The sequence below is a fragment of the Aestuariivivens sediminis genome (assembly GCF_022662105.1).
Taxonomy (GTDB): domain Bacteria; phylum Bacteroidota; class Bacteroidia; order Flavobacteriales; family Flavobacteriaceae; genus Aestuariivivens; species Aestuariivivens sediminis.
Map to the genome: position 1 here is coordinate 308718 of NZ_JAKMCP010000001.1, position 12242 is coordinate 320959.

At 37.2% G+C, this 12242-nt stretch carries 10 protein-coding genes; all 10 read right to left on the reverse strand.

What is annotated here, in order from left to right:
- Positions 1-25 precede the first annotated feature (25 nt).
- The 10 genes from ftsA to MR054_RS01440 all read right to left on the reverse strand — a co-directional run bounded on the left by ftsA (position 26) and on the right by MR054_RS01440 (position 12222).
- A complete protein-coding gene (gene ftsA / locus MR054_RS01395; RefSeq protein WP_242155449.1) occupies positions 26-1333 on the reverse strand; it encodes a cell division protein FtsA in 1308 nt (435 codons plus the stop codon).
- Between the two features lie 3 nt (positions 1334-1336).
- Positions 1337-2026 (reverse strand): cell division protein FtsQ/DivIB, encoded by a 690-nt coding sequence (locus MR054_RS01400; RefSeq protein WP_338081505.1) that lies wholly within the window; start codon positions 2024-2026, stop codon positions 1337-1339.
- 19 nt (positions 2027-2045) lie between these two features.
- On the reverse strand, positions 2046-3398 hold the full coding sequence (gene murC, locus MR054_RS01405) for a UDP-N-acetylmuramate--L-alanine ligase (protein ID WP_242155451.1): 1353 nt from the start codon (positions 3396-3398) through the stop codon (positions 2046-2048).
- Positions 3398-4501, reverse strand: coding sequence for an undecaprenyldiphospho-muramoylpentapeptide beta-N-acetylglucosaminyltransferase (gene murG / locus MR054_RS01410; RefSeq protein ID WP_242155452.1), 1104 nt, complete (start codon positions 4499-4501; stop codon positions 3398-3400). The genes murC and murG overlap by 1 nt, the downstream gene beginning before the upstream one ends.
- 61 nt (positions 4502-4562) lie before the next feature.
- Positions 4563-5756, reverse strand: a complete 1194-nt coding sequence (locus MR054_RS01415) for an FtsW/RodA/SpoVE family cell cycle protein (protein WP_242155454.1) — start codon at positions 5754-5756, stop codon at positions 4563-4565.
- A gap of 29 nt (positions 5757-5785) precedes the next feature.
- Positions 5786-7120: a UDP-N-acetylmuramoyl-L-alanine--D-glutamate ligase gene (gene murD / locus MR054_RS01420; protein WP_242155456.1), complete on the reverse strand. Its 1335-nt coding sequence runs from the start codon at positions 7118-7120 to the stop codon at positions 5786-5788.
- A gap of 7 nt (positions 7121-7127) precedes the next feature.
- The gene (gene mraY / locus MR054_RS01425; RefSeq protein WP_242155458.1) at positions 7128-8369 is read right to left on the reverse strand and encodes a phospho-N-acetylmuramoyl-pentapeptide-transferase; all 1242 of its coding nucleotides are present in this window, start codon (positions 8367-8369) and stop codon (positions 7128-7130) included.
- A gap of 44 nt (positions 8370-8413) precedes the next feature.
- Positions 8414-9877, reverse strand: a complete 1464-nt coding sequence (locus tag MR054_RS01430; protein ID WP_242155460.1) for a UDP-N-acetylmuramoyl-L-alanyl-D-glutamate--2,6-diaminopimelate ligase — start codon at positions 9875-9877, stop codon at positions 8414-8416.
- Positions 9874-11841 carry a penicillin-binding protein gene (locus MR054_RS01435; RefSeq protein ID WP_242156352.1) on the reverse strand — a complete coding sequence of 656 codons (1968 nt, stop codon included), beginning with the start codon at positions 11839-11841 and terminating at the stop codon, positions 9874-9876. The genes MR054_RS01430 and MR054_RS01435 overlap by 4 nt, the downstream gene beginning before the upstream one ends.
- A 63-nt stretch (positions 11842-11904) precedes the next feature.
- Positions 11905-12222 (reverse strand): FtsL-like putative cell division protein, encoded by a 318-nt coding sequence (locus tag MR054_RS01440; protein WP_242155462.1) that lies wholly within the window; start codon positions 12220-12222, stop codon positions 11905-11907.
- Positions 12223-12242 lie beyond the last annotated feature (20 nt).

Below are 12242 nucleotides of genomic sequence, written 5' to 3' on the forward strand. Positions count from 1 at the left end.
TTTTTTATCAATGGACTATTTTATACTACTCGGCGTTGTCTAAAAAATCTTTAACACGCTCGGTTAATTTATCTAAAAATGACCGGCGCTCTTTCACCGGTTTTTTAGTTAATGCTTCGTCAACAGATTCATTTTCTTCTCGTTCTAATTGTTTTATTTCAGTCTTTCGCCTTTCTTGGCGTTTCAATCCATCCAGTACCAGACCCACAGCGGTAGCATACAAGGGGCTAGTAATGTCTTCATCGCTATCACCAGCCAAATGTTCATTGGGATAACCAATTCGCGTATCCATTCCTGTGATATATTCCACAAGCTGTTTTAAATGCTTTAATTGACTGCCCCCTCCAGTTAATACAATCCCCGCTATTAATTTTTTCTTTTGTTCTTCATGCCCATAGTTTTTTATTTCTACATAGACCTGCTCAATAATTTCCACAACTCGTGCATGAATAATTTTAGATAGGTTTTTAAGTGTAATTTCTTTGGGCTCCCTCCCTCTTAAACCTGGTATCGATACGATTTCATTATCCTTATTCTCACCTGGCCATGCCGAACCAAATTTTATTTTTAATAATTCGGCTTGCTTTTCAATAATGGAACACCCTTCTTTAATGTCTTCGGTTATTACGTTTCCCCCAAATGGTATCACAGCGGTATGCCTAATAATACCATCTCTAAAAATGGCTAAATCTGTGGTACCTCCGCCAATATCAATGAGGGCAACTCCAGCTTCTTTTTCTTCCTGACTCAATACTGCATTTGCCGAAGCTAGAGGTTCTAAGGTGATCCCTTCTAAACTCAACCCTGAACTTTGCACGCAACGTCCTATATTTCTAATGGAAGACACCTGGCCAACGACAACATGGAAATTGGCCTCTAAACGACCTCCATACATCCCTATAGGTTCTTTTACTTCTCCCTGTCCGTCAACTTTATATTCCTGAGGTAACACATGGATAATCTCCTCTCCGGGAAGCATAACCAGTTTATGTACCTGGTTTATGAGTCTCTCAATATCGTTGTCATCAATGACATTTTCAGAATTCGGTCGTGTAATGTAATCGCTATGTTGTAAGCTTCGTATGTGTTGTCCTGCAATTCCAACAGTGACTCCGTCTATTTTCATATCAGCTGAAGCCTCTGCTTCCTGAGCTGCCTGCTGTATAGACTGAATGGTTTGGGTTATATTATTTACAACACCGCGATGAACCCCTAAACTTTTTGATCTACCAATTCCTAAAATCTCAACTTTACCATACTCGTTTTTACGACCAATCATGGCCACTATTTTAGTGGTTCCAATGTCTAACCCTACTGCTATATTATGTTCCATGTGTTATGTTTTGGTACAGACGACTTGATTGTCAAATTGCAAATTAATTACACTATAGCTGCTAAGTGTATGTTCTTTTAAGTTCTTTTTATAAAACACCTTTAGGTTATTAATCTTTTTGTCCAATAATTCTATAGTTCCCAGTTTAACTACAAAATCACAACGTCTTAGTTTCAAAAAAATCTCTTTTTTATTGTTTTGATAAATTTCAATAACGTTCTTTTTCAAAAAATCATCTTCATGTACCGTTTTCGCTACCTTATAAATATTGTTTAAATTATTTTTTTCTACATACCCTGATATCAAGGGTACCCTTGCCGAATAATTAACAGACAATGGCATATATGCACCTTCATCATCGATATAATATGACGCATTTGTATGGACACGTGCTATTGGTGTTTTTTGTTCAATATCGGCATTAAGTGTACCGTTTACAGATACATATACTTCAGCCGATTTAATCATTGGGTTAGAATTTAGGGCGCGCTCTAATTCATTCAAATCTAAAGTTTCTTTAAGCACATTTTTAACACCGTGTTGATTTTGTATTAACAATTTACTAACAGTTTGGTTGGTTATAAATAGATTGTTTTCTCCAATAAATTTAATATTCGGAGGTGTAACTGTTCTGGCCTTATTCCTTATTGATGCAAATCCAAACAGGAAGACCAGCAATCCAAGCAAAAACACTATTTTTAAAAAACTCCAATTAACTCGCAATACTTAATTCTTTTTTAATTCGCTTAACTTCTTCTCCTATATCACCTGCTCCTATGGTTAACAGAATTTGAGCATGAATATCATGAATCTTTGAAACCAATTCCTTTTTATCCACCAACTGCTTATTGTCTAAATCAATTTTATCAAGCAGCCAAGCAGATGTTATGCCTTCGATGGGTAACTCCCTTGCAGGGTAAATATCTAATAATATCAATGCGTCGAACTGGGCCAGGCTTTTTGCAAAATCGTCTGCAAAATCACGAGTTCGGCTATATAGGTGAGGCTGAAAAACAGCCAGTACTTTCTTCTGGGGATACATTTCACGAACGGCTTGATATACCGCATTAATTTCTTCCGGATGATGCGCATAATCATCAATAAAAACAAAATTTTCTGTTTTTATGTGATAGGTAAAACGCCGTTTTACACCTTGATAAGATGCTAAAGCTTTGACGAGCTGCTGGTGAGGGCAACCATACTCTACAGCCATCGCCAAAGCTATTAATGCATTCGACAAATTATGTCTACCGGGTAGGTTAAATTTTAAATTTTCTAGAACGGTTAAAGGTGTTTTAACATCAAATACATACGTTCCATTTTTTATCTTAATATTTTGTATACTATAATCTGAATGGTCTTCAATACCAAAAGTTATCCCTTTTAGGGGTAATCCATTTTTAATAAATAATTTCCCATTAGGTTTTAAGCCTCGTGCAAAAGCCTTAAATGAATCTCTTAGTGATTCTGCTTCGCCATAAATATCCAGATGATCGATATCCATAGAGGTAATACAGGCCATATCCGGTTTTAGAGTGAGGAACGATCGGTCAAACTCATCAGCCTCCACAACAGTTACTTTAGTTCCTTTAAGGATCAAATTGGTGTTGTAGTTTTCACTGATCCCTCCAAGAAATGCAGTTAACGGGATATTACATTCGTATAACAAATGTCCTAAAATACTTGTTGTTGTCGTCTTACCATGGGTACCTGCTATGGCGATACAATAGGTGTGCGCTGTAATCAGCCCCAAAACCTGGGAGCGCTTCAAAACATTATAGCCATGACTCTTAAAATAAGTCAGTTCACCGTGCATCTTTGGCACGGCAGGGGTATAAATCACTAAAGTTTTTGCTTTATCCAAAAATAGACGACTTATGTGTTCACCCCGATCTTCAAAATGAATCTTTATACCCAGTTGGGATAAGGTATCTGTTATTTCACTTGGTGTTTTATCATATCCGGCAACATGTTTATCCTTGGCCACAAAGTAACGTGCCAGAGCACTCATCCCTATGCCTCCGATGCCAATAAAATAAACACTATGTATCTTTTTTAAATCCATTAAGCCTTTAACAGTTTTTCTACTTCGTCCACAATCTGCGACGTTGCATTGACATACGCCATCTTTCTAATATTTTCACCCAATTGCTTTTGTTTATCCGGAGCGTTTAAAAGCTGACTCAATTTATTTTTAAAGTCAACTTCTAAATCTTCTTCCTTAATTAACATGGCAGCATTCTCGTTTACAATTGACATGGCATTCTTTGTTTGATGATCTTCCGCCACATTGGGTGATGGAATAAAAACAACAGGTTTTCCAACAATGCATAACTCCGAAACCGAGCTCGCTCCGGCTCGAGATATAATAATATCGGCGGCCGCATAAGCTAAGTCCATATGATTTAAAAACTCATAAACTTGCACGCCATTAGTATTATTGTATATCTTATACTGTGGATAGTAAAGTTTTCCACACTGCCAGATGATTTGAATGTTCTGGGTATCTAAAAAATCGAGTTCATGTTCAATTAATTCATTTATACGTTTAGCTCCCAGGCTTCCACCCAAAACCAAAAGGGTGTATTTGCCATGCTTTAATTTGAAAAAGTTTTTGGCTTCCACCGTCTTGGCCTCAATTTCCAGAAGGTCCTGCCTAACCGGGTTACCCGTTATAATAATTTTGTCTTTTGGAAAAAACCGCTCCAACCCATTATAGGCCACACATATTTTCTGAACTCTTTTCGCTAATAATTTATTAGTAATTCCCGGAAATGAATTCTGTTCCTGAATTAAGCATGGTATCTTTCTAAACGATGCCATATATAATAGAGGCCCACTGGCAAATCCTCCCGTACCTATCACAACATCCGGTTTAAAATCCTTCACAATATGTCTTGCTACCCATAAGCTACTGAGCAATTTAAAAGGAAACATCAAGTTTTTTAAGGTTAGCTTTCGCTGAATACCCGAAATCCACAATCCTTTTATTTCATATCCCGCTTGCGGTACTTTTTCCATTTCCATCCTATGCTTAGCCCCAACGAACAAAAATTTAGCATTGGAATACCGTCGTTTCAATTCATTAGCAATAGCGATAGCGGGGTAAATATGGCCTCCGGTACCACCACCCGATAAAATAATTTTATATGACTGTTCCTTTCCCACTAATTCACTTCAATTTTTATACTTTTTATACTGCGCATTTATAACTTTAATAATTTATGAATCAGATAGCTTCCGATAGGATTTCCAATGGATTATCCTCATTTTTTTCTTGTTCTTTAATATCCTGCCTATGGGCACTAACACTTAAAATAATACCAATAGCCAAACAGGTCATCCAAATGGAGGTGCCTCCACTGCTTATTAACGGCAAGGTTTGCCCTGTTACGGGAAACAATTCAACAGCTACAGCCATATTAATCAACGCCTGAAATACAATGGGCAACCCCACCCCCAACACCAAAAGTTTACCAAAAATGGTATCACTTTTTTGCGAAACAATTACGATTCTAAACAGCAGCCACATGTACAAAATCATAATAAAAATCCCTCCCAGTAAACCATACTCCTCTATAATAATGGCGAAAATAAAATCCGATGACGATTGGGGTAAAAAGTTTTTTTGAATGCTTTTACCCGGTCCAACACCCTTAATACCTCCTGATGCAATAGCTATTTTTGCTTTTTCTATTTGATAATCGGCTTCCGTATCGTCGTCATTGGAATAATTTTTAATTCTATTTTCCCAGGTTGTCACCTTAACATGTAAGGGTCCCTTAGTTAACTTGGCGAACATTATAAATAAGACCAGGGCCATTATACCCAATCCAATTACAATCCCGAGATAGCGTATGGGGTAGCCTCCGATAAATACCAATATGGAAACCATTAAAAAGAGTATGGCAGCAGTTGAAAAATTTGAAGGTAATATCATAACCAGAACTAAAAACACCGGTAACCAAAGAGGTAATAAAGATTCTCTAAAGGTTATGACCTTATCTTTAATTTTTGACATATAGCGCGCCACATAGACCATTAAAACAACCGATGCAAATGTGGATGTCTGAAAGGACACCCCTACAAAGGGAATTTGAATCCACCGACTTGCACTGGCACCTTCAACAGTATGACCTTGAATCATGGTAAGACCCAACAGCACCATTACAACAGGGATCATGATTAGCGATAACCCCCTAAAGTATCGGTATGGTATCTTGTGCACGGCATACATAATGGCAAAACCTAAGAACAAATGCATAAAGTGCCTTACAAAAAAGGCAAAAGTATTACCGTCTCCAGCTCTGTAGGCTAAATTACTGGCCGCACTGTAGACTGGTAAAAAGGACACGATAGCCAACAATGCCACAATGGCCCAGATCAACCTATCTCCTTTTATATTTTTAACTATTTGTTGCACTTATTTTTTCGTTATTTATCAACTTTATGTTATAAATTTCTAACCGCTTCTTTAAACTGACGTCCTCTATCTTCATAATTTTCAAACAAATCAAAACTGGCACAGGCTGGGGATAATAAGACATTATCACCAGCTTCAGCTATTTTATAAGCAATCTTAACGGCTTCACTCATAAATTGAGTTTCAACCATTATATCAACCATTCCACCAAACGCCTCCATGATTTTATCATTATCAATTCCCAAACAAATAATGGCCTTTACCTTTTCATTAATAAAGGGATAAAGTTCCTTGTAATTATTACCCTTATCAAGACCTCCTACAATCCATACCGTGGGTGCATCCATACTCTCCAACGCATAATAGGTGGCATTTACGTTGGTTGCTTTAGAATCGTTTATGTATTGAACCTTGTTAATTTTTAGTACATGCTCCAATCGATGTTCCACCCCTTGAAAGTTTTCTAAACTTTCACGTATGGTCTGTTTTCTAATCTTTAACAAATGGGCAACTGTTGAAGCTGCCATGGCATTTTTAATGTTGTGATTTCCCTTTAAGGTTAAGTTTGTTGTTGGCATAATTATGTTTTGGTTATCAATAGTTATTATTATATTATTATTTTTAAAGTACGCTCCATTTTCAATGGGCCTTGTCAATGAAAATGGCAGTAACTTCGATGCAACTGGATGATGTTTTAAATGGGTAACAATTACGTCGTTATCAGCGTCATAGATCAAATAATCATCTGCAGTCTGATTCATTGCGATTTTAAATTTTGAAGCGATATAATTTTCAAACTGATAATCATACCGATCCAAATGATCCGGAGTTATATTTGTGATTACAGCAATTCTTGGCCTGAAATCAATAATATCATCCAATTGGAAACTGCTGATTTCAAGCACATAATTTTTGTAATTCTGCTCTAATACCAGCTTTGCAAAACTGTAGCCAATGTTTCCTGCTAAGCCCACGTTTAAATCCTGTTTCAACAAATGATGCGTTAAGGTTGCCGTAGTGGTTTTACCATTACTGCCCGTAATCCCTATAATAGTCGCTTCGGTATATCGTGAAGCAAATTCTATCTCGGATATGACCGGAATTTGAGCTTCCAGTATACGGGTCACGATATCCACTTTACTCGGAATTCCCGGGCTTTTCATAACCAGGTCTGCGGTCAAAATTCGTTCATTGGAATGTTTTCCCTCCTCCCATTCAATCTCATTATGTATAAGAACTTGTTTATAGTTTTCTTTAATTATTCCTTTATCCGAAACGAATACTTCATAGCCTTTTGCCCTTCCAAGTAGGGCTGTTCCCACACCACTTTCTCCCCCTCCCAGTATGACTAGCCGCTTCCGCATATCTGTTTTATCTAATTTTCAATGTAACCAGACTTATTATGGCCAGTAAAATCCCAATAATCCAGAACCGTGTTACTATTTTACTTTCATGATACCCTGACTTCTGATAATGATGGTGCAATGGCGACATCTTAAAAATGCGCCTACCTTCTCCATATTTCTTTTTGGTATATTTAAACCAACTCACCTGTATGACTACCGATAAATTTTCAGCCAAAAAGATGCCACATAACAATGGAATTAACCATTCTTTACGAACAGCAATGGCTATGACGGCTATGATACCGCCAATAGTTAAACTTCCTGTATCTCCCATAAAAACTTGGGCCGGATAGGTATTGTACCATAAAAATCCAATTAATGCTCCCACAAAAGCTGCTATATAAATGGTTATTTCCTCCACCCGTGGGATATACATGATATTGAGGTAATCTGAAAAAACAATATTACTCGATACCCAGGCGAATATGCCCAGTGTAAGCACAACTATGGCCGACGTTCCTGCTGCCAGTCCATCAATTCCATCGGTTAGATTGGCACCATTAGAGACCGCTGTAATAATAAAAATGGAAACCAAAATAAAAATGATCCAGGCATATTTATCCAAATCCGGGTGAATCCAGGTGATTAAAGAGGCGTAATCAAATTCATTGTTCTTTACAAATGGAATAGTGGTTTTCGTGGATTTCTCTTCTTCCTGAAATAATTTGGAAGGTGAAATATTAGGATCTTTGATGAGTAACTCCTGCTGTTCGTTTACCGGTAATTTTTCTTTTATGGTGACATCTGAATTGAAAAACAAGGTTAACCCAACAATCAATCCTAACCCAACCTGACCTAAAATTTTAAACCTTCCTTTCAGGCCTTCTTTATCATTTTTGAACTTTTTTAAATAGTCGTCAACAAAACCGATTGTTCCCATCCATAGTGTTGTGACTAATAGAAGAATGATATATATATTATCAAGTTTGGCCAATAGTAATACAGGAATTAACGTTGCCAGTATGATAATGATCCCTCCCATAGTTGGGGTTCCGGCCTTTTCCTGCTGCCCTTGTAATCCCAAATCTCTGATGGTTTCACCCATTTGCTTTCGTAATAACAACCTGATAATCCGTTTACCATAAATGGTAGATATTAATAGCGATAAAATAATTGCAAAAGCCGCCCGAAACGTTATAAATCCGAAAAGCGAAGCCCCCGGAAACTGGAATTCTTGTTCTAAATATTCAAATAGATAGTATAACATTAATCTGGTCTGTTAGTATTCTTCGATTTTTCTTAGAATGTCCTTTATTTTTGTAATTGCTTTAAATAGTCCTTTATGATTTTAAAATCATCAAAATCAAAACGTTCTCCTTTAATCTCCTGATAGGTCTCATGTCCTTTTCCGGCTATTAAAATGATATCGTTCGCACTAGCCATCTGACAGGCTGTTTTTATGGCCTGTCTTCTATCGATTATCGACACCACCTTTTTAAAGTGTTGGGAGGCTACACCCTGTTCTATATCTCTTATAATATCCTCTGGAACTTCACTTCTTGGATTATCACTTGTAAAAATGACTTTTGTGCTTAGAAGCGCGGCAATATTCCCCATTATTGGACGCTTGGTTTTGTCTCTATCGCCCCCACAGCCTACTACGGTAATTAATTCTTCATTTTTTGTTCTAATACTGTTAATAGTTTCCAATACATTTTTTAAAGCGTCAGGTGTATGGGCGTAATCGACGATAGCTGTAATTTTTTCATCTGAAATAAAATATTGAAAACGTCCACTCACACTATCCAAATCACTTATTAAACGCAGCACTTCTGCTTTTTCAAGACCCAATAATTCTGCCGTGGCGTAAATGGCTACAATGTTATAGGCATTAAAATGTCCAATTAGTTTGGTCCATATTTCACTATCATCTATTTTGAGTAAAAGACCACCCAATTGATTTTCCAAAATCTGGGCTTTATAATCAGCATACCCCTTTAAGGCATAAGTGAATATTTTAGCTTTGGTATTTTGCACCATGAACATCCCATTTTTATCATCCACATTGACCAAGGCAAAGGCTTTAGGCGACAATCCATCAAAGAATTGCTTTTTGACATCCCTGTACTCGGAGAACGTATGGTGATAGTCCAGATGATCATGGGTTAAATTGGTAAATATTCCACCAACAAAGTGCAACCCTTCAGTACGCTTTTGATGGATTCCATGAGAGCTGACTTCCATAAAGCAAAACTCAACACCAACCTCATTCATTTCCTTTAAATACCTGTTAATGGCAATAGAATCGGGCGTTGTGTGAGTCGCATTGAATACCTTATCATCTACCATTATTTTCACTGTAGAGAGTAAGCCTACTTTATAACCTGCTTTTTTAAATAATTGATAAAGCAAACTGGCTACTGTTGTTTTCCCATTAGTACCAGTAACGCCTACTAATTTTAAGTTTTCCGAAGGCACGCCATAATAATTGGATGCCATCACTGCCAAGGCTTTGTTTGTATTTTCGACTTCTATGTAGGTGATATCTTTTACTAGGTTTTTTGGAAGTTTTTCACAAACAATAGCAATAGCTCCAAATTCAATAGCTTGATCAATGTATTTATGACCATCGGCAACAAGCCCTTTAATAGCTATAAAAACAAAATTCTTTTCAACCTTTCTCGAATCAAACTCCAAGGCATGAATTGACACCCCGGTACTTCCCACAACTGCGTTAATTGTTACCTTATACAGGATGTCTTTTAATACCATCATGAAGCCGTTAATATTATGGTTTGATTATCGCTTAACTTTATATGTTCCTTAACCGATTGCGTTTTCACAATACCATTACCCTGCAGGTTTACCTTAACCTTAACATGCATATTTTCCAAAAGGGTAAGTGCATCCATAGCTGGCATCCCAACAACATTAGGCATAACCGTCTTATAGGTTTTAGCCAGCTTATAGTAATTTTCAAATTCTTGTTCAGCCAATACACTTTTTATTTCAAGCGATTTTACCTCATCTATAATCGGTGTATCTGTAAATATTTTTTGTGCTATTTTTTGAAATACAGGTCCGGATACATCTGCACCATAGTATCCAACACTTTTATCCGGTTCATGTATGACCACGATGCAGGAGTACTTAGGGTTTTCGGCTGGAAAATAGCCTACAAAAGAGGAAATGTAATTGAGTTTATCTTTATCTCTGTAATCCTTTTGGCAGGTTCCTGTTTTACCCGCCATGGAAAAGTTTTCATTGTATAACCGATGTCCTGTGCCGTGTTTTTTAATGACAACATTTTTTAACAATTGCTGTAACTTGGCTACGGTTTCCTTGGAACAGACCTGCTTATTAATAACCTCTTTTTTAAAAGGCACTATAACATTATCAAATTCCTTAACCTCTTTTAAAAATTGAGGTTTCACCATTTCACCATCATTGGCAATAGCATTATAAAACGTTAAGGTCTGCAATGGTGTAAAAGACACACCATAGCCATAGGCCATCCATTGCAAAGCAATACCGCTCCATCGTCCATTTTTAATCCTGGGGTCGGGAATGGTCATTTTACCCTCTCCAATTATGGGAATTCCTAACGAATCATTATGTCTTAAATTCATCCGATACAAACGATCAATAAACTGACTCGGCTGCTTTCGATAGGCCTGATCTATTACTTTTACAATGCCGGTATTCGAGGAGACTTCAAACGCTTTGGAGATAGTAATCTTACCATATCCACCATTCTTGGAATCCCGTACTTTTTTACCATAAAAGGATATAACCCCCTTTTCTGTATCTACAACGTCACTGGTATCGACCAATTTATCTTCAAATGCTGCAGCCAAGGCCATTAATTTAAATGTAGAACCCGGTTCATGACTTTCTCCAACCGCATAATTCAATCGTTCATAATACACCCCTTTAGAACTACGGCCCAAATTAGAAATGGCTTTAATTTCACCTGTTTTGGTTTCCATAACCACCACACAGCCGTGATCGGCCTTATACTTATCCAATTGCTCCAAAAGGGCATGATGCGCGATATCCTGAATATTGACATCAATGGTGGTATAAATATCATAACCATCCTGAGGCTCTATTTGATTATAATCGGTTAACGGCTTCCATTTATCCTTACCTATCTTTTGTTTCCAGCGCTTTCCATCAACACCACGTAAATATTTTACGCCAAAAGCGCCATCGATACCTGGTCTGGTCACATTCCCATAATCATCAATATGCTCATATCCAATGGTTCTTCTGGCAATGCTTCCCATGGGAAACTCACGTTTCGTATTTTGCTCCACAATCAACCCTCCCGGTATGGCTCCTTTATTTAATAACGGGAATCCTCTAAAACGTAAATAATCTGAATAGCCAATGTTTCTGGCCAACAGAAGGTATTGATCTTTATTAATCCGTGCTTTTCTTATCAGTTTGTCATAATCCGCAGATGGTCTACCGAAGTATCCGGACAACGAGTCGCATAGTCCTTTGATTTGGTCCTCAAAAAGTTTGTTCGAAGACACTACGGCATCTATAGCAATGTTATACTTTGGAATGGATGTGGCCAACAAACTGCCATCATCGGCATAAACATTACCTCGATTTGCCGGAATGGTGACATTCTTAACGGCTTGTTTTTCAACCAAGCTTTTATATTTATCACCTTGCAGGAATTGTAGGCTCACCAACTTAAACACGACAGCAAGGCCGAAGACGAACATACATCCTGCCACAAAATACAATCGGTTTAATATGTTTTTCTCGTTTACTGCCAATTTATAACGCTACTTTTGAGATTTTACTTTTATTTTTTTCGGTGGAATTACAGACGGCCCCAGCCCCTTTTCCTTCATTTTTAAAGCCACTGCCGATTCCATTTTAAGCTGCATGAGTCGGGAACGACCATCCAAAAACCTAGACCGTAATTCTTTTACTTCATTATTTAATCGTGCAATTTCATATACTTTTTTATCTGCACTGTGAGAACTTGCAATCATGACGATAGCCAGAACCGATAAGAAAATGATGAATCTCCAATTTTTAAAAGAGTCATCACTGATCAAAAAAGTCCCTTTTAATATGCTATACATGTTTTTCTTCATTCCTTGTCTTTAAGGTATGC